Source organism: Gordonia marina (assembly GCF_052036135.1).
Classification (GTDB): domain Bacteria; phylum Actinomycetota; class Actinomycetes; order Mycobacteriales; family Mycobacteriaceae; genus Gordonia.
On record NZ_JBPSDN010000032.1, the window covers coordinates 1 to 19,669 of the forward strand.

The window sequence follows — 19,669 nt, forward strand, 5'->3', positions numbered from 1 at the left end:
TGACCCTGACCACCGACACAAACACCGACTCGACGACGGAGGTGACCACCGATGACCTGATGCAAATACCAGCCTGACCACCACCGAAGGATCAACAACGAGTTACACCACTACTTGGGGCTTGACCCGACATCGAGACCCCACAACGACTCGAGCAGGGCTGGGTATCCCCCGTCGAGTCACCTGGAGTGATCCCACCACCACCGAACAGCTTCGAGACCGCGCGGCGGTACGAGCGGAGCGGTGCCCGTGAAGACACGGGCGACGTCGAGGCCCGCGGCAGCTGAGCGAATCCGAGACCGGGATAGCCGGTCAACCCCGACACCCGCAGCAACCCAGCGAAGTCCGGGTCCTTGACGGCCGAGCGAAGTCCGAACCTCACCACAGCCGAGCGAAGCGAACTGCTCGCGACGACAGGTCGGAGTCGGGCCACGCGTGAGTATCGAGCGCAGTCCGGACCCACGGCGGTCGGGCGACGCGGACTATCACGGACGGATCAGACTCTAGACACCGTGAGCACTACACAGAGTCCGGACCCACGATGGTCGAACGAAGCCGACTACTCATGTCGGTAGATCCGAACTGAGAGTCCGTGACCGTCGAGCGAAGTCGAAGCCCCGCGACCGTCAGGCGCTCTAGACCTCCCGACCATCGAGCGCTCGAGACCATCGACCGGAATCGAGACACACTACCTCGACGAGAATCGAAGGCCTGCGTCAGCCGATCGACGCCGCGACCCACGACGGTCGAGCGGAATTGAACTCCACAGCCGCTACCCAGAGTCGAAACTCCACGGCGCGGGAGCGGACTCGAGAGCAGCAACGCGTTCCACGTGAAACACGCGTGGACCCGTTGCAGATGAGTCACCGGGGAGCGAGGTGCCCTCCACCCTTCGACGCCATCCAAGACTCCGCCCAGTGGACCAGCACCCGGGTGGCCGTCATCGAGTAGCACGAAGGGAAGTAGGTCGACGACGAAACTCCTACCGACCGAGTCGAGGGCACCAGGCCCATCACACTCGACAGGCTCAGAGTTCCGAAGCTTGCCAGGGGTCGAGACGCCTCGACGACCTCATCGATCCGGGACCATCGACGGATCCGCGTTTCACGTGGAACGTAGAACGCCAACTCATCGAAGGACGGCCGAGCCAGGGGAGTGGTCTCGCCCCTCGACTCCGTTCGGGACTCCGCGCCGTGCAACCAACACCAGTCGGGCCTTCATCGAAGACGACAACGCGCACCAGTCGGACCGTCGCAGTCCATCGCGACCAGAGCGCCACCGTGTGCGACCGAAGATCGAGACATCATCACGAGCGAACGGAGCCGAGCCTCCGCAACACCGGTAACGATATGACGGGCGGCCGTCGCGGGACAGTCCTCACGGACACCGCCTCGAGCGAAGTCGAGTAAATCGGCAACACGCGAGTTCTACGTGAAACACACGCGGTCATCTCCAACCGGAGACGCAGACAGGAGTTCTGTCCGGACTCCTGAGTTCTGTCTCGATGAGTGACTTCCGGAGTCGGTAGTTCGTCTGCCGCAGGGGTGCGGCCCGCAGCCACACGAAGCCGCGAGAAAGGCTGCTTCAACTCAGCTCGGCTATCGCCTCGCCGGTGGTCCCTCAGCGAAGTCGAAAGACGCCACCGGCGGACACCGGAGTGCCTCCAGCACGCCGGCTCACCCTCGATCGCAAACGCCGGGACTCACTCATCTAGAGCGCGCCGCTCCGCTCGACCCACATACGGACGAACAGTAGCCGAGTGACCCGGAACTAGTTCGCGTAGACGAGTCGCCACCCCCTGACTCAACGGGGCACCGTCGCGACAGTCGCTCGACGGCCCGCCGGCCAAGGGCAGTGGCCTCGATCCTTCCGCTCCGGCGGACAACCGCTACCCGTCTCGATTGAACGAAGCCCCGGGGCGGTCGAGCGGAGTCGAGACCACCAATGAGACCCGGGATCCATGTGCACCGCAACCCGGCATCGAGCGAACAGCCCACCAGCTAAACGGGGAGTGCCGTCGACCCTCTGCACCGGCGGGCACCCATTAGCCATCCGGACTGACCAAGGCACCGTCATCGACGAAACCGAAGAGCGAACACTATGACGGTCGTGCGGAATCGAGATCACCAACGGCACCGGGTTCCGATGGAACGCGAACCGCTCATCAAGGGAGGGGCCACCAGTCGATGAGGGAGTGGTGGCGAACGTCCACTCAGAAGACAACCGCTACTCATCCCGAGCGAACGAAACACAGTCACCACGGGCACCGAAGATCGAACCCGCGACGGTCAAGCGAAGTCGAGACCACCGAGAGCACCGAAGTTCACGCCGACCGGGAACGGCACACCCAGGAGAAGCTGCCAGCCAAGCGGAGTGGTCTCGATCCTCGTACTCAGACAGACGACCGTCGCCATCCCGACCGAACAAAGCACGGTCATCGCGGAAGCCGAAGACCGAAACCCCATGGCGGCCGAACGGAGTCGAAGCCACCAAGAGCACCGAAGTTCACGCCGACCGGGAACGGCACACCCGGGAGACACTGACAGCCAAGGGGAGAGGTCCCGATCCTCTGCTCAGGCAGACGACCGTCGCCCATCCCGACTGAACGAAGCACGGTTATCGCAGACACGACGGACCAAACACGATGGCATTCGAGCGAAGGCGAGACAACAACGACACCCGGATTCCATGCGGACCGGGAACGGCGCATCGAAGAGAGACCGCCGGACAGGGGAACGCTCTCGAGCCTCTGCCCAGTCAAACAGCCGTCACCCAAGCCGACCGAACGAAGCACGGTCATCGCTCACACCACAGACCAGAACCCATGACGACCGAACGAAGTCGAATGCATCAACGACACCCACATTCCACACGGACCGAGAACGGTACATCCGGCAGGCCGCCAGCCAAGGGGGAGAGGTCTCGATCTTCCACTCAGGCAGACAGCCGTCGCCCACCCCGACTGAACGAAGCACGGTCGACGCGTACACCACAGACCAGGACCCATGACGGGCGAGCAAAGTCGAAACCATCGACGACACCCAGATTCCATGCGGACCGAGAGCGATACATCGAGAAGAGACCGCCAGCAAGGGGGAGTGGTCTCGATCCTCTACTCAGGCAGACGACCGTCGCCCACCCCGACTGAACGAAACACGGTCACCGCGGACACCACAGACCAAAACCCATGACGGCCGAGCAAAGTCGAGACAACAACGCCACCCGGATTCCATGCGGACCGGGAACGGCGTATCGAAGAGAGACCACCGGCCAAAGCGAACGGTCCCAAGCCTCCGCCCAGTCAGACAGCCGTCATCCATTCCGACCGAACGAAGCGCACACACCAACGAAGCCGAAGACCGAAGCCCCCATGGCGGCCGAACGGAGTCGAGACCGCCAACGACACCCAGGTTCCACATGGAACAGAACGGCACATCGCGGGAACGCCGCCGAGCCAGGGGGAGGGGAGTGGTGCCGAACCTTCGATCCCGCGCAGGACACCCCTCCGTCGGCCACAGTCGGCGAATCGAGATCGCCGGCCAGACTCGGTTCCACGTGAAACCAGGGACGCCGTTCACTACGCCGGCCACCAGACGCCGATCGCCGCGTCCGCATCACGAACTACATCGATGTGATTCACCACTGACAGATATCTGACAAACAAGGAGGGTCCCGGCCGAAGCCGGGACCCTCCTATCGTTTGAGACCGCGTGTCAGTCCTTGATCACCACGACGCGTCGCTTGGGCTCCGCGCCCTCGCTCTCGCTGTGGACACCATCCACCGCGGCGACCGCGTCGTGCACGATCTTCCGCTCGAACGGGGTCATCGGATCCAGTTCTTCACGACCACCGTTGTCGCGGACCCGCTCGGCGACCTCGGTACCGAGGGCCGCGAGCCGCTCTCGGCGGCCGGCGCGCCACCGTGCGACGTCGAGCATCAGGCGGCTGCGATCGCCGGTCGCCTGCTGCACCGCGAGACGGGTCAGCTCCTGCAACGCATCGAGCACCTCACCCTTACGGCCGACGAGCTGATCCAGATCGTCGCCGCCGTCGATGCTCACGACCGCGCGGTCGCCGTCGACGTCCAGATCGATGTCCCCATCGAAGTCGAGAACATCGAGCAGCTGCTCAAGGTAGTCACCGGCGATCTCGCCTTCCTCGACGAGACGGTCCTCTTCGTCATTGTCCTCACCGTCGGCGTCGTCGTCCGCGACCTCCGCGACGACGTCCCCGTCAGCGACCTCCTCGGCGGCGACCTCCTCGGCCGCGTCCACGGTGGGCTCCACGACCTCGTCGTCGAGATCGGGCTGCGTGGCTTGCTCAGTCATTTCGATACCTCACTTACTTCGTCAACGTCTGGGCCGGGGGCGCGCTCAGCGTCCGCCGCGGCGATTCCTCTTGCTCTTGGGACCGGACTTGCGCGGCTGCGCCTTGGTGCCGCGCGCCTCGGGACCACGATCGTCCTTCTTCTCACTTCCGGCCGACGACGACTGCGCCGAGGCCTTCGCCACCGGGGTTCGCCGCTCGGCCTCGGCCCGAGAGGTCGGACCGTGATCGGTCACCGTGAGCACGGAGTCGGTCAGCGCCTTCTTCGCTTCATCGACCGGACCGGACGAGGCGACCTTCTTCTCATGAGCCGCCTTGGCAGTCTCGTGCCAGCTGCTCGCGACGGCGCTGCGATCGTCGTCGACGTCAGCGGTCTCACCGATCAGGGCGACGCCCTCGCGACCCTCCAGTTCACGCGTCTTCTTCTCCGACGCCGCGACGGTGGCGTGCTTCCACGCGCTGTCCGACGGTGCCGCGGCGATGAGCTTCACCTGAGCCAGCTCGGCCTTGTACCCGGCCACGTCGACCCCCGAGGACTCACCGGCCTCGGTGGCCTGCTCGATGATCCGTTCATAGATGCCAGCCGCCTGGCGGGCGTAGATGCGGGCGTCGTCGTACTTGCCGCTGCGGAACATCGCGGTGGCGACCATCCGGGCCCAGTCCGCCTTGCGGTCGCGGCCGAGTTCACTGACCGGCGCGTCCTCGTTGGCTTTCTCCCACGCCTCCTCGTATGCGGTCAGGATCGCGTTGTCCTCCCGCATGACGGTGTTCAGCCGGGCGTCGTGACCCTCGTTGAGCCACGCGACCAGCTGCTGCCGCCGCAGGGTGAGATAGGCGTCGAGAGCGGCCAGATCGGCGTCCTCGGCCGTGGCGTCCTTGCGGGCGGCGTCGGTCCACGAGAAGGCCAGCGAAGCGCGCAGGTCGGCGTCGGGGGTCAACCGCACCAGTTCGTCCGCCGCCTGCACCAGTCCGTTGCGGCCCTTGTACAGCCAGTCCGCGTTGCGCTGACCGAAGCGGGTCACCTTGGTGAACTCGCTGATCGCATCCGAGGTACGACCCTCCGCGAGTGCAGCGAAGCCCCGGTTCATCGCCTTGCCCGGCTCGAAGTTTCCGGGCAGCGGGCGCTCACCCGGCCGGGGAGCGGAGGCCTTGCGCTTCTCCTCCTTGATCGCCTTGGCGTGATCCTCTTCCTTGGCGATGCGACCGAAGACGATGTGCTGCTGCACGTAGGTCCAGCCGTTGTTCGCGACCCAGTACAGCAGGATGGCGATGGGGAAGAACGGGCCGGTCGCGAGGATGCCGAGCGGGAACACCCACACCGACAGCTTGTTCATGATCCGCGTCTGCGGGTTCTCCAGCGCTTCCGGGCTCTGCCGGGCCACCGACGCGCGCGAGTTCATGTGCGTAGCGAACGACGCGATCAGCATCAGGGGGACCACCACGGCGCCGATCTGCCAGCGGGTGAAGTCGATCGCCGCGCCCTTTTCGACGAAGGCCTGAAACTGCGCGGTCGGCTCGGTCAGGAACGACGACAGCGGCACCCCGAAGAGACGCGCGTCCAGGAAGTTCCGCACCTGCTCGGCGCTGAAGGCGTAGTTGCCGTAGCTCCGGGTCTGCTCGGCCGTCATGCCGAGCTGGCCCATGCCGGTACCCATCCGGTTGAACGACCGCAGGACGTGGAACAGACCGATGAAGACCGGGATCTGCAGCAGCATCGGGAGGCAGCCGAGGAGCGGGTTGAAGCCGTGCTCCTTCTGGAGCTTCTGCATCTCCTCGGTCATCTTCACGCGATCCTTGGCGTACTTCTTCCGGATCGCCTGCATCTGCGGGTTGATTTCCTGCATCTTCTTCGTCGTGCGGATCTGCTTGACGAAGGGCTTGTACAGGATCGCGCGGAGAGTGAAGACCAGGAAGACCACCGAGAGGGCCCACGCCACACCGTTGCCACCGGGGCTGTTCGGTGTGATCAGGTCGAATACCCAGTGCCAGACCCACATGATCCAGGAGACCGGGTAGTAGATGAAGTTGAGCACGGCTCACTGACCCCTATCTGTCAGAGCTCGCTCGCCCTCGGAGGGCGAGTCACTACGGGAAGTCATCGGGTCCCGGTCACGCCGGCGGCGCCAGGCGCCCTTCTCCGGGACCGGGTCGTATCCGGGTTTGTGCCACGGCCCGCACTTGAGCAGCCGCCACGTCGAGAGCACCGAGCCCCACACGAAACCGTGCGTCTCCAGGGCCTCGACGGCGTACGTGCTGCAGGTCGGCTCGAAGCGGCAGGTCGGCATCCGGGTGGGGGAGACCCACGTCCGGTACAGCTCGATCACAAAGATCAGAGCTTTCCGGGGAAGGGTCACAAGCCACTGCACAACACTCACTCAGCTCACCGGGACATCGGCGGCGGCATCGCTCTGCGCCGCCGCATCGAAGGCCGCCGTCACCTTGCGCTGAGCGAATCCGCGACGCAGCTGGTCCGCCAGGTCGGTTGACGAGCAGCCGGCCGCGCCCGGCCGCGCCCGCACCACCACGAACGCTTCGGGGGACGGGAGGGCGTCGCGGCTGGCCGCGAACGCATGTCGCAGACGACGGGCGACGGCGTGCCGCGTCACGGCGTTACCGACCTTCTTGGAGACGATCAGCCCGAGCCGGGGGCCGCCGAAGACGGCCACATCCGGCCGCAGCCCGGCCGGATCCGGCCAGCGAGACGGCAACGGTGCCACCGTGATCAGCAGATCACGTGCCGAAACCCGCACGCCCTGATCGAACGTGCGGGTGAAGTCGGCACTGCGCTGTAAGCGCGTCGAGTCAGCGGACACCGATCGGGCCGACTGAACTCTGGCGTCTCAGGCGGTCAGCTTGGCGCGGCCCTTGCGACGACGACCGGTGACGATCGCACGGCCGGCGCGGGTCCGCATGCGCAGACGGAAGCCGTGCACGCGGGCACGACGACGGTTGTTGGGCTGGAAAGTGCGCTTCCCCTTAGCCATGGGAACTCCTCGGTCTTAGAACAACAGGCTTCTTACCGGCCCCGCATGGATTCCGGCGGTGTTCTCCGGCTTGAACCCGGACATGCCGGGTCCCGCAGCCCATGCTCGGGCGACCTGTCGAGACTACTCAGCCCGCGTGTCCAAATCAAACGACGGCCTTCCCGTCCGCTATTCTGCCTCGCCGTCGTGCTCGGCCGCAGCCCGGTCCACGACGCTGTGGACGACGCCTGCCTCATTCATCCACAAGTGTGAACAACATTGTGGACAACTGGCCCGATGGTGCATGTTCATGGCACCCTCGAGGATCGACGTCTGTGGACGTCCGCTGTGGATCGATGAGAGAAAGAGGTGAGTCGAGGTGGCCGACGACCACGGTTCGTTCGGTGAGGTCTGGAAGACCGTCGTCGCCGAACTCACCGACGATAAGGCCCCCGATGCCAATCCGCTCTCCCGGCAGCAGAAGGCCTGGCTGAGCCTGGCGAACCCGCTCGCGATCACCTCCGGATTCGCCCTGCTCACGGCGCCGAACGCCCTGGTCCAGGAGCAGATCGAACGGAATCTGCGCGATATCATCGGCGCCGCGCTCACCCGCCATCTCGGTGAACCCGTCGAGGTCGCGGTGCGTATCGCCGAGGCACCGGACGACGCTCCGCCGCGCCCGGATCCCGCACCCGCCGAGACCGCCCCGCCGGCGCCCGCGGACCCGCCGTCGGGCACCTACGAACGGCCCGCCGAGGTCCAGGCCGGCGGCACCCGGGACTGGGCCGCGTACTTCGATGACCGGCAGACCGCCATGCCCGCGGCCGACAGCACCACCCGCCTGCACCCGAAGTACACCTTCGACACCTTCGTCATCGGCACCTCGAACCGGTTCGCGCACGCCTCGGCTGTCGCCGTCGCCGAGGCCCCGGCGCGCGCCTACAACCCGCTCTTCATCTGGGGCGAGTCCGGGCTGGGCAAGACTCACCTGCTGCACGCCGCCGGCCACTACGCCCAGCGCCTGTTCCCCGGGATGAAGGTCAAGTACGTCTCGACCGAAGAGTTCACCAACGACTTCATCAACTCGCTGCGCGACGACCGCACCATGGCCTTCAAGAGCCGATACCGCGACGTCGACATGCTCCTCGTCGACGACATCCAGTTCCTCGAGGGCCGCGAGGGCATCCAGGAGGAGTTCTTCCACACCTTCAACGTGCTGCACAACAGCAACAAGCAGATCGTCATCTCCTCCGACCGGCCGCCGCGCAAACTCGCGACCCTGGAGGACCGGCTCCGCACCCGCTTCGAGTGGGGCCTCATCACCGACGTGCAGCCACCGGACCTGGAGACGCGCATCGCGATCCTCCGCAAGAAGGCGCAGATGGATCAGCTCGACGTGTCCGACGAGGTCCTCGAGCTGATCGCCTCCCGCATCGAGCGCAACATCCGTGAACTCGAGGGCGCGCTGATCCGCGTCACCGCCTTCGCTTCGCTGCAGAACGCCGAACTCGACCTCGGTCTCGCCGAGGTGGTGCTCAAGCAGCTGATGCCCGACTCCACCAATCCCGACATCAGCGCCGCCGGCATCATCACCATCACCGCGGACTACTTCGACATCTCGATCGACGATCTCCGCGGCCCCAGCAAGGTCCGCCCCGTCGTCCGCGCACGCCAGATCTCCATGTACTTGTGCCGCGAGCTGACCGACCTGTCGCTTCCGCGCATCGGCGAGGCCTTCGACCGCGATCACACCACCGTGATGCATGCCGAGCGTCGCATCAAGGAACTGATGCGCACCAGTTCGGACGTCTACAACGACGTCCAGCAACTCACCGCACTCATCCGTCAGCGCGCCCGCGGCTGACGGCGGGGGCTCGCGGATCCCGGGCCGCGACCGGCCTCCCGCCCCCGAGTCTCAACCTCAGCGCAAGACTTGCCGCTCGCCACCGATCCCGGCGGCGGGCGGCGTTCCGGCATCGTCGTCGACGGACAAACCCCAGGTGAGTGCATCGCGAATCCCTGTGGACAGCATGGTGACAACCGGCCCCTCAGATGTGGACGGAGCCGGGACGGACGGTGGATCACCGATCGTGTCCACAGGCCCGCGAAGTTGTGCACGTGGTTAGTCCACCGAGCCTGTCGATGACGACACTCGACGCCACCTGCACCGATGCCCAGTTGTGCACAGCGTGCACAGGACTTATTACTAAGAAGTATTTCTCTTTAAAGATCTTCTTTTAGAAGTAAGCGTGTGGATACACAGTGCTCGGGCCGTTCCCGGAAGCCGGACCGGTCCCGTCGTGCACCCGGATCAGCGCCCGGGCCACACGACCACGTCCTCGGGCTCTACAGTGGGATTCGGCGATCATCCATCGCCGGGTCGGTGCGCGGGCTGCACCGGCCGGTACGTCGAGAAGGGCAATCACAGCAGATGAAGTTTCGTGTCGTGCGCGACGAGTTCTCCGAAGCCGTCGCCTGGGTCGCCCGCAGCCTCCCGTCTCGTCCGCCGGTGCCGGTCCTCGGCTGCGTGGTGCTGACCGCGACGGACGCCGGCCTGCAGGTCGCCGGCTTCGACTACGAGGTGTCGGCCACCGAGACCATCTCCGCCGAGATCGCCGAGCCCGGGACCGTGCTGGTCTCCGGCCGCCTGCTCGCCGACATCACCAAGGCCCTGCCGAACAAGCCGGTCGAGGTCACGATCGACGGCGCGCGGCTCGCGATCGCCTGCGGCAGCTCCAAGTTCTCGCTGCCGACCATGCCGGTCGAGGATTACCCCGAGCTTCCCGAGGTCCCCGAGCAGACCGGCACCGTGCCCGGCGGCCTGTTCGCCGAGGCCGTCTCGCAGGTCGCCGTCGCCGCCGGACGCGACGACACCCTGCCCATGCTCACCGGTGTGCGCGTCGAGATCGACGGCAACCGCATCGTGCTCGCCGCGACCGACCGGTTCCGCCTCGCGGTCCGGGAGATCGCCTGGGAGCCGCGCGACCCCAACGCCACCGGTGCCGCGCTCGTGCCGGCCAAGACCCTCTCCGAGGCCGCGAAGTCGGCCGGCGCCGATCACGCCGGCAGCGTCGCCCTCGCCTTCGGCTCGGGACAGGCCATCGGCGCCGAGGGCATTCTCGGCGTCACCACCGGAGCCGGTGACGACGGCTCGTCGACGCTGGTCGGCGCCAAGAAGACCACCACGCGCCTGCTCGACGCCGAGTTCCCCAAGTTCCGTCAGCTGTTCCCGGCCAGCCACACCTCGGTCGCCTCGGTCGACAGCGCCTCGCTGATCGAGGCCATCAAGCGTGTGTCCCTGGTCGCCGAGCGCGGCGCGCAGATCCGGATGGACTTCTCCGGCGACTCGGTGCTGCTCACCGCCGGTGGCGACGAGGCCGGCAAGGCCGAGGAATCGCTCGACGTCCAGTTCTACGGCGAGCCGATCCTGATCGCCTTCAACCCGAACTACCTGCTCGACGGCCTCGCCGCGATCGGTGCGAAGACGGTGCAGTTCGGCTTCACCAACCCCGAGCCGGACGGCTCGGGCGAACGCCGTGCCGCGATCCGGCCCGCCGTGCTGCGTCCCGCGTCCGAGGAAGAGCCGGTCGCCGACGAATCCGGAAGCTACCTGGCGCCCGCCAGTGAGTTCAGCTACCTGCTGATGCCGGTTCGGCTGCCGGGCTGAGCCGGCCGTCGCCCCTGTCGAGAGGAATCCGCACATGCAACTGGGACTTGTCGGTCTGGGAAAGATGGGTGCCAACATGCGCACCCGGATCAAGGCCGCCGGACACGAGGTGATCGGCTACGACCCGCGCCCGGAGGTCAGCGACGTCGCGAGCCTCGCCGAGCTGGTGGACCGTCTCGACGGTCCGCGGGTGGTCTGGCTGATGGTGCCGCACGGGGAGATCACCCGGAACGCGGTGGCCGAGCTGGCCGGTCTGCTCTCTCCGGGCGACGTCGTCGTCGACGGCGGCAATTCCCGATTCACCGACGACCAGCCGAACGCTGATCTGTTGGGCGCCAAGGGAATCGGCTACCTCGACTGCGGTGTCTCCGGTGGCGTCTGGGGTCTGGAGAACGGCTACGCGCTGATGGTCGGCGGCTCCGCGGACGACGTCGCGAAGGTCCAGCCGATCTTCGATGCGCTGCGTCCTGCCGGTCCCCGCGAGAACGGCTTCGTCCACGTCGGACCCGTCGGCGCCGGGCACTACGCGAAGATGGTGCACAACGGCATCGAGTACGGCCTGATGCAGGCCTACGCCGAGGGCTATGAGCTGCTGCAGGCCGAGCCGCTGATCGAGAACGTCACCGGCACGCTCAAGGCGTGGACCCAGGGGACGGTCGTGCGGTCGTGGCTGCTCGACCTGCTGGTCCGGGCGCTCGAGGAGGATCCCGGGCTGACCGAGATCTCCGACTACACCACCGATTCCGGTGAGGGCCGCTGGACCGTCGAGGAAGGTGTGCGCCACGCCGTTCCGCTGAACGTGATCTCGGCGGCGCTTTTCGCGCGCTTCGCCTCCCGGCAGGAGAGCTCGCCCGCGCTGAAGGCCGTGTCCGCGCTGCGGAACCAGTTCGGTGGTCACGCGATGGTCGACCAGCAGGGCCGCAGCGTCGGCGAAACCGCGACCCCGGCGGAATGATGTCGTGAGTGCCGGATGTTCGTTCGCGAACTCGCACTGAGGGACTACCGGTCGTGGGAGCACGTCGAACTCGAGTTGCAGCCCGAGCCGACGATCTTCGTGGGCCGCAACGGTTTCGGTAAGACCAACCTGCTCGAGTCCCTCTTCTACGTGGCTACTCTGCGCTCGCATCGAGTCTCCTCGGATGCGCCGCTGGTCCGCAGCGGCGCCTCGGCCGCGCGGATCGGGGCCACCGTGCAGAACGACGGCCGCGAGCTGTCGGTGGAGCTCACCGTGGTGGAGAAGGGCGCTAACAAGGCGACGGTGAACACCGCGCCGGTCCGGCGCACGCGCGAGATCCTGGGAATCCTGCGCACGGTGCTGTTCGCACCGGAAGACCTGGCGCTGGTCCGCGGCGAGCCGGGGGAGCGGCGCCGGTTCCTCGACGAGATCGTCGTGCAACTGCGGCCGATCGCCGCCGGCGCGCGGGCCGACTACGACAGGGTGTTGCGGCAGCGGTCGGCGCTGCTGAAGACCGCGGGAGCGGCGATCCGTCGTTCGTCGGCGGAGGCGGACTCGGTGATGAGCACGCTCGACGTGTGGGACGGGCAGCTCGCGCAATTCGGTGCGGAGGTCACGGCCGAGCGGCTGAGCGTCGTACGGCAGTTGAATCCTCTTGTCGCGCAGGCATATTCGTCGATTGCTCCGCATTCACGACCGGCGCAGATCGCTTACCGGTCGGCGGCGGGGCCGGACGTCGATCAGAGCCCGGGCGGCGATGAGTCCATCGCCGGAATCCGCGAGGTGCTGGCGCAGCGGCTGACCGAGGTGCGCGGCAAGGAGATCGATCGCGGACTGTGCTTGATCGGTCCGCACCGGGACGACCTGCTGCTGAATCTGGGCGAGGAACCCGCGAAGGGTTTCGCGAGCCACGGTGAGTCGTGGTCGCTGGCGCTGGCCCTGCGCCTGGCGTGCGTCGATCTGCTGCGGGCCGACGGCGTCGAACCGGTCATCATGCTCGACGACGTCTTCGCCGAACTGGACGCGGCCCGGCGCAGCAAACTGGCCGAGTTCACCGCGTCGGCCGAGCAGCTGCTGTTGACCGCCGCGGTCGGCGAGGACATCCCCGCCGCGCTGCGCGGCAGGCGGATCGCTGTCGGAGTCACCGAGGAAGATGGTCAGCGACGCTCGCAGATCATCGGTGACGAAAGGGCGGAGCAGTGACGAACGATGCGGCCGACGGCCACAGCGAAGGGTACGAACTGGCTCGCCGGGCGCTCGAGCAGGCGCGGGCGGAGGCCCGCGCGGCGGGCAAGAACGTCGGCCACGGCCGGTCCGGACCGGTCCGCTCGACCGCCCGGAAGAGTGGGGATCGTCGTCGTAAGCGCTGGTCGGGAGCGGGTCCGGACAGTCGTGACCCGCAGCCCTTCGGACGTCTGACCGGAGCCGTCGCCCGTTCTCGGGGCTGGTCGGCCAAGATCAGCGAGGGCACGGTGATCGGGCAGTGGCCGTCGATCGTCGGCGAGGAGATCTCCGCGCACGCCGAGCCGACTCACCTGTCCGAAGGTGTGCTGCACGTGCGCGCCGATTCCACCGCCTGGGCCACGCAGCTGCGTTACCTGTCGGCCCAGATCGTCGCCAAGATCTCCGCGGTGGCCGGCGACGGTGTGGTCAAGAGCCTTCGGATCAGCGGCCCGTCCGCGCCGTCGTGGCGGAAAGGCCCGCTGCACGTCTCCGGTCGCGGCCCGCGCGACACCTATGGCTGACCGGCCGTCACCACCACCAGGACCGGTTCGCCGATGACGGTGAGCTCGACGGGCGCGCCGGCTGTGGCTTGCGGGAGACTGCGATCTCGAAGGTCCCCCCGCGGTAGCCGTCCCGCCCGGTGAAATACAGCGTCTCGGTGGACTTGTCCCAGCGCACGGGGACACTGAACGCGTCGTCGTCGGAGTACTTCCAGTCGATCACCGTGTCCTTGACCTGGGCGGGGACGTTGGAGGCGACGGCGAACGCACCGCTGCCGGTGGTACTCGCCGACGGCTCGTCGCTGAATATCTGGATGCGGCCGTCGACGAACTCCCATCGTCCGCTGTGCGGGTAGACGTTGGTGACGAAGTTGCCGCCCGCCGACACGGTGACGAAATTGTCGGTGCCGTTCGAGTAGGGACCGTCGCCGAAGAACCAGGTGCCCGCGACGAATTTCCGCAGTGCCATGTTGTCCGTCGACTCGCCGCCGCAGGCCGCGACGACCGCCGCCGCCCCGCCGAGCACGGCGAATTTCTCCGATCTCCCGGCGGCTGAATCCGATGGCGCGGGCGGTGCGGACGTTATCGCTGATCACTCGTGGAAGGTAGCAATCTTCGTACTCGCGCATCCGGATTTGCCGCAGCTGGCCTCATCGGCCCGAGAGGGCGCGGAACCGGTTCCGGACACAATCTGAGGCGGATGCACCGTGATTCGCCGATCTGGGGCGCCTTCAGGCCGTGCCAAACTGTGGTTCTGCGTGACTTCGAAGTACACTGGCCGGTAACTGTTCTCTATGAGAAGGAGCGGACGCGTCTCGTGGCCGACACCAGTAAGTCTGAATCGAAGAAGCCGGCCAAGGGTAAGTCCGGGGAGTACGGCGCCGATTCCATCAGCATCCTGGAGGGCCTGGAGGCCGTCCGCAAGCGCCCGGGCATGTATATCGGTTCGACCGGTGAGCGCGGCCTGCACCATCTGATCTGGGAGGTCGTCGACAACTCCGTCGACGAGGCGATGGCCGGTTACGCGACCCGCGTCGACGTGACGATCCTGGCCGACGGCGGTATCCAGGTGGTCGACGACGGCCGCGGTATGCCGGTCGGCATGCACGCGACCGGTGTGCCCGCGGTCGAGGTCATCATGACCCAGCTGCACGCCGGCGGAAAGTTCGACTCCGATTCGTACGCGGTGTCGGGCGGTCTGCACGGTGTCGGCATCTCCGTGGTGAACGCGCTCTCGACCAAGGTCGAACTGGAGATCCAGCGCGACGGCGGGCATTTCGAGCAGGCGTACGACTACGCCAAGCCGACCCCGCTCAACCGGATCGGCGATTCGGCGAAGACCGGCACCACCGTCCGATTCTGGGCGGATCCGGAGATCTTCGAGACCACCACGTACAGCGCCGAGACCATCGCGCGGCGCCTGCAGGAGATGGCCTTCCTCAACAAGGGCCTGACCATCACCCTCACCGACGAGCGGGTCTCCGAGGCCGAGGCGGAGGTGGACGTCGAGGACGACGACGCCAGCATCAAGTCCGACGAGGAGAAGGCGACCGTCATCGCCAGGGTCCGCTCGCGGGTGTACCACTACCCCGAGGGCCTGGTCGACTTCGTCCGCCACCTCAACCGCACCAAGCACCCGATCCACAACACCGTCATCGACTTCTCCGCCAAGGGCGAGGGCCATGAGGTGGAGATCGCGATGCAGTGGAACAACGGCTACTCCGAGTCGGTCCACACCTTCGCCAACACCATCAACACCCACGAGGGCGGTACCCACGAAGAGGGCTTCCGCGCGGCGCTGACGAGCACCGTCAACAAGTACGCGCTCGACAAGAAGCTGGTGAAGGAGAAGGACGGCAAGCTCACCGGCGACGACATCCGCGAGGGTCTGGCCGCCGTCATCTCCGTCAAGGTCGCCGACCCGCAGTTCGAGGGCCAGACCAAGACCAAGCTCGGTAATACCGAGGTCAAGGGCTTCGTCCAGCGCACCTGTAACGAGGCGCTCGGTCACTGGTTCGAGGCGAACCCGGCCGAGGCCAAGATCATCATTCGCAAGGCCGCCGATTCCGCGCAGGCCCGGATGGCCGCACGACGCGCCCGCGAACTCGTCCGCCGCAAGACCGCCACCGACATCGGCGGTCTCCCCGGCAAGCTCGCCGACTGCCGCAGCAAGGACCCGCGCCTGTGCGAGGTCTACATCGTGGAGGGCGACTCGGCCGGTGGTTCGGCCAAGTCCGGCCGCGACTCGATGTACCAGGCGATCCTGCCGATCCGCGGCAAGATCATCAACGTCGAGAAGGCCCGCATCGACCGCGTTCTGAAGAACGCCGAGGTCCAGTCGATCATCACCGCGTTCGGTACGGGCATCCACGACGAGTTCGATCTCGCCAAGCTGCGCTACCACAAGATCGTGCTGATGGCCGACGCCGACGTCGACGGCCAGCACATCGCGACGCTGCTGCTCACCCTGCTGTTCCGCTTCATGCGGCCGCTGATCGAGCATGGCCACGTCTTCCTGGCGCAGCCGCCGCTTTACAAGCTGAAGTGGCAGAAGGGCGCCGAGCCGGAGTTCGCGTACAGCGACCGCGAGCGCGACGTGATGCTCGCCGCCGGCCTGGCCGCGGGCAAGAAGATCAACAAGGACGACGGCATCCAGCGCTACAAGGGCCTCGGCGAGATGAACGCCAGCGAGCTGTGGGAGACCACCATGGATCCCGCCGTGCGCATCCTCAAGCAGGTCACGCTCGACGACGCCGCCGCGGCCGACGAACTGTTCTCCATCCTGATGGGGGAGGACGTCGTCGCCCGTCGTGGTTTCATCGCGCGCAACGCCAAGGACGTCCGCTTCCTCGACGTCTGATTCGCCGGTTGAGACATGACCAGCGAGCCGGCCGAGACGCTTAGCCAGCCGGGTGAGACATGACCAGCCGGTTGAGCCAAGACCAGCCGGTTGAGCCACGACCAGCCGGTTGAGCTTGTCGAAACCCCCGACCAACGCCGCCACCTCGATGACTCGCCCGCCACGCCGTTCCCGGCCGGATAGAGAACTCTTTCCGCCGGCCGAGCCCGTCGAGAACCCCCAGAAAGTGATCCCATGAGCGACGAAACCAACGTGCCCGACGACGGGGCCGCCGTCACCCACGACCGCATCGAGCCGGTCGATCTCGGCCAGGAGATGCAGAACAGCTACATCGACTACGCGATGAGCGTGATCGTGGGCCGTGCGCTGCCCGAGGTCCGCGACGGTCTCAAGCCGGTGCATCGTCGTCTGCTGTACGCGTCGTTCGACGCCGGCTTCCGCCCGGACCGCGGCTACGTCAAGTCCGCGCGCCCGGTCTCGGAGACCATGGGTAACTACCACCCGCACGGCGACAGCTCCATCTACGACGCCCTGGTGCGGCTCGCGCAGCCATGGTCGATGCGCTACCCGCTGATCGACGGTCAAGGCAACTTCGGTTCCCGCGGCAACGACGGCGCCGCCGCCATGCGATACACCGAGGCCCGGCTCACCCCGCTGGCCATGGAGATGCTCCGCGACATCACCGAGGAGACCGTCGATTTCGTCCCGAACTACGACGGCAAGACCGATGAGCCGACGGTGCTGCCGTCACGCATCCCGAATCTGCTGATCAACGGCTCGGGCGGCATCGCGGTCGGCATGGCCACCAACATCCCGCCGCACAACCTGAACGAGGTGGCCGAGGCCGTCTTCTGGGCACTGGAGCATCCGGATGCCGGTGACGAGGAGACGCTCGCCGCGTGCATGGAGGTCGTCAAGGGTCCGGACTTCCCGACCGCCGCGCTGATCGTCGGCAGCCAGGGCATCAAGGACGCGTACATGACCGGCCGCGGCAGCATCCGCATGCGGTCGGTGGTCGACATCGAGGAGAACAAGGGCACCACCACGCTGGTGGTCACAGAACTCCCGTACCAGGTGAACCCCGACAACCTGATCCAGTCGATCGCCGAGCAGGTGGGCGACGGCAAGCTCAAGGGCATCAGCAAGATCGACGACGAGTCGTCGGACCGCGCAGGCATGCGCATCGTCATCACGCTGCGCCGCGACGCCGTCGCCCGCGTGGTGCTGAACAACCTGTACAAGCACAGCCAGCTGCAGACCAACTTCGGCGCCAACATGCTGTCGATCGTCGACGGTGTGCCGCGCACCCTGCGCCTGGACCAGATGATCCGGCTCTACGTGGCGCATCAGATCGACGTGATCGTGCGCCGGACCCGCTACCGGCTGCGCAAGGCCGAGGAGCGCGCGCACATCCTGCGCGGCCTGGTCAAGGCGCTCGACGCACTCGACGAAGTGATCGCCCTGATCCGGGCGTCGGCGACGGTCGACATCGCGCGCAGCGGCCTGATGGACCTGCTCGACGTCGACGAGATCCAGGCCGACGCGATCCTCGCGATGCAGCTGCGCCGCCTGGCCGCCCTGGAACGCCAGAAGATCATCGACGAGCTGGCCGAGATCGAGCGCGAGATCGCCGATCTGAAGGACATCCTGGAGCGCCCCGAACGGCAGCGTGCCATCGTGCGCGACGAGCTCAAGGAGGTCGTCGACAAGTACGGCGACGAGCGTCGTACCCGGATCATCGCCGCCGAGGGCGACGTGGCCGACGAGGATCTGATCGCCCGCGAGGACGTCGTCGTGACGATCACCGAGACCGGCTACGCCAAGCGCACCAAGACCGACCTCTACCGCAGCCAGAAGCGCGGCGGCAAGGGTGTTCAGGGCGCCGGGCTCAAGCAGGACGACATCGTCGCCCACTTCTTCGTCACCAGCACGCACGACTGGCTGCTGTTCTTCACCACCAAGGGCCGCGTGTACCGGGCCAAGGCCTACGAGCTGCCCGAGGCCAACCGCACCGCGCGCGGCCAGCACGTCGCCAACCTGCTGGCCTTCCAGCCGGAGGAGAAGATCGCCCAGGTGATCCGGATCAGCGGATACGACGACGCGCCGTACCTGGTGCTCGCCACCCGCAACGGTCTGGTGAAGAAGTCGGCGCTCGACGCCTTCGACTCCAACCGTTCCGGCGGCATTGCCGCGATCAACCTGCGCGGCGACGACGAACTGGTCGGCGCGCAGCTCTGCGGCCCGGACGACGACCTGCTGTTGGTCTCCAAGAAGGGCCAGTCGATCCGTTTCCACGCCGACGACGAGACGCTGCGCCCGATGGGCCGGCAGACCTCCGGCGTGCAGGGCATGCGGTTCAACACCGACGACGAGCTGCTCTCCCTCAACGTCGTGCAGGACGATACGTTCCTGCTGGTGGCTACCTCGGGCGGCTACGCCAAGCGCACCGACATCGAGGAGTACACCGCGCAGGGACGCGGCGGTAAGGGCGTGCTCACCATCCAGTACGACCCCAAGCGCGGCGAACTGGTGGGCGCGATCATCGTCGATCTCGACAGCGAGGTTTACGCGATCACCTCGGGTGGCGGCGTGATCCGCACGATGGCCAAGCAGGTCCGCAAGGCCGGTCGCCAGACCAAGGGTGTGCGCCTGATGAACCTGGGCGACGGTGACAGCCTTCTGGCGATTGCCCGGAATGCGGACGAGCCGGACCCCGACGACGCCGAGGCGTAAGCCGGGGAAACGTGGCCGCACCGATTAGGGTTGTAGCAACCCGTCCAGTGAGGATCTGTCAGTGAGCAAAGCCAACGAGCCCGAGGAAACCGCACCCGAGCGCGGCACCATGCCGACGCCCTGGCAGCGGGGCGAGACCACCTCGAATACGGGACTCACCGCGGGAGACGTGGCGAAAGCGGCGCAGCAGCTCACCGGGGACGCCACAGTCGGTCCGCCGGCGCCCGGTGTGCCCGGTGACGGCTCGTCGGGAGCGCCCACGCGGGCGGTTCCGGTGCAGAGTGGCCCCGGGGTGAAGGGGCCGTCGGGGCAGACTCCTCCGGCTCCTCCCGCTCCTCCTGTGAAGGCTCCTCCGACGCAGGCCGTTCCGGTTCCCGGTGGCGGTGCCGGTGGCCCGGGAGGCGGCAAACCGGCTCCCGGAACCGCCGGTGCGGCGGCCGC

At 66.9% G+C, this 19,669-nt stretch carries 12 protein-coding genes and 1 pseudogene; 7 read left to right on the forward strand and 6 right to left on the reverse strand.

The genetic code is table 11. The features are described from left to right. Positions 1-3,713: 3,713 nt before the first annotated feature. The 5 genes and pseudogenes from ACSEEN_RS16855 to rpmH all read right to left on the reverse strand — a co-directional run bounded on the left by ACSEEN_RS16855 (position 3,714) and on the right by rpmH (position 7,310). A complete protein-coding gene (locus ACSEEN_RS16855; RefSeq protein ID WP_247865597.1) occupies positions 3,714-4,328 on the reverse strand; it encodes a Jag family protein in 615 nt (204 codons plus the stop codon). 1,116 nt (positions 4,329-5,444) lie between these two features. After that, positions 5,445-6,359: pseudogene (yidC, locus tag ACSEEN_RS16860) on the reverse strand (membrane protein insertase YidC); the annotation flags it as partial. Positions 6,360-6,362: 3 nt separating this feature from the next. Then, the gene (gene yidD, locus ACSEEN_RS16865) at positions 6,363-6,701 is read right to left on the reverse strand and encodes a membrane protein insertion efficiency factor YidD (protein WP_247865598.1); all 339 of its coding nucleotides are present in this window, start codon (positions 6,699-6,701) and stop codon (positions 6,363-6,365) included. Beyond that, positions 6,702-7,139, reverse strand: coding sequence for a ribonuclease P protein component (gene rnpA / locus ACSEEN_RS16870; protein WP_247865599.1), 438 nt, complete (start codon positions 7,137-7,139; stop codon positions 6,702-6,704). 27 nt (positions 7,140-7,166) lie between these two features. After that, positions 7,167-7,310 carry a 50S ribosomal protein L34 gene (gene rpmH, locus ACSEEN_RS16875; protein ID WP_246993135.1) on the reverse strand — a complete coding sequence of 48 codons (144 nt, stop codon included), beginning with the start codon at positions 7,308-7,310 and terminating at the stop codon, positions 7,167-7,169. A gap of 358 nt (positions 7,311-7,668) precedes the next feature. Here rpmH and dnaA point away from each other — a divergent pair, with 358 nt between their 5' ends. The 5 genes from dnaA to ACSEEN_RS16900 all read left to right on the forward strand — a co-directional run bounded on the left by dnaA (position 7,669) and on the right by ACSEEN_RS16900 (position 13,656). Beyond that, positions 7,669-9,153 carry a chromosomal replication initiator protein DnaA gene (gene dnaA, locus ACSEEN_RS16880; protein WP_247865600.1) on the forward strand — a complete coding sequence of 495 codons (1,485 nt, stop codon included), beginning with the start codon at positions 7,669-7,671 and terminating at the stop codon, positions 9,151-9,153. Between the two features lie 567 nt (positions 9,154-9,720). After that, positions 9,721-10,956 carry a DNA polymerase III subunit beta gene (gene dnaN / locus ACSEEN_RS16885; RefSeq protein WP_247865601.1) on the forward strand — a complete coding sequence of 412 codons (1,236 nt, stop codon included), beginning with the start codon at positions 9,721-9,723 and terminating at the stop codon, positions 10,954-10,956. 34 nt (positions 10,957-10,990) lie between these two features. Next, entirely contained in the window at positions 10,991-11,911 is a 921-nt protein-coding gene (gene gnd / locus ACSEEN_RS16890) for a phosphogluconate dehydrogenase (NAD(+)-dependent, decarboxylating) (protein WP_371308154.1), read from the forward strand. Between the two features lie 15 nt (positions 11,912-11,926). After that, a complete protein-coding gene (recF, locus tag ACSEEN_RS16895; RefSeq protein WP_371308155.1) occupies positions 11,927-13,114 on the forward strand; it encodes a DNA replication/repair protein RecF in 1,188 nt (395 codons plus the stop codon). After that, complete coding sequence (locus ACSEEN_RS16900) at positions 13,111-13,656, forward strand: DUF721 family protein (protein WP_247865604.1); 546 nt, start codon at positions 13,111-13,113, stop codon at positions 13,654-13,656. The genes recF and ACSEEN_RS16900 overlap by 4 nt, the downstream gene beginning before the upstream one ends. 7 nt (positions 13,657-13,663) lie before the next feature. Here the strand turns inward: ACSEEN_RS16900 and ACSEEN_RS16905 are convergent, their stop codons facing one another. Further along, complete coding sequence (locus tag ACSEEN_RS16905; RefSeq protein WP_247865605.1) at positions 13,664-14,161, reverse strand: hypothetical protein; 498 nt, start codon at positions 14,159-14,161, stop codon at positions 13,664-13,666. 291 nt (positions 14,162-14,452) lie between these two features. On the opposite strand from ACSEEN_RS16905, the gene gyrB reads away from it, so the two are divergent. Then, positions 14,453-16,495, forward strand: a complete 2,043-nt coding sequence (gene gyrB / locus ACSEEN_RS16910) for a DNA topoisomerase (ATP-hydrolyzing) subunit B (protein WP_298442679.1) — start codon at positions 14,453-14,455, stop codon at positions 16,493-16,495. A 234-nt stretch (positions 16,496-16,729) separates the two neighbouring features. Further along, positions 16,730-19,228: a DNA gyrase subunit A gene (gene gyrA, locus ACSEEN_RS16915; RefSeq protein WP_247865606.1), complete on the forward strand. Its 2,499-nt coding sequence runs from the start codon at positions 16,730-16,732 to the stop codon at positions 19,226-19,228. Positions 19,229-19,669: the final 441 nt, after the last annotated feature.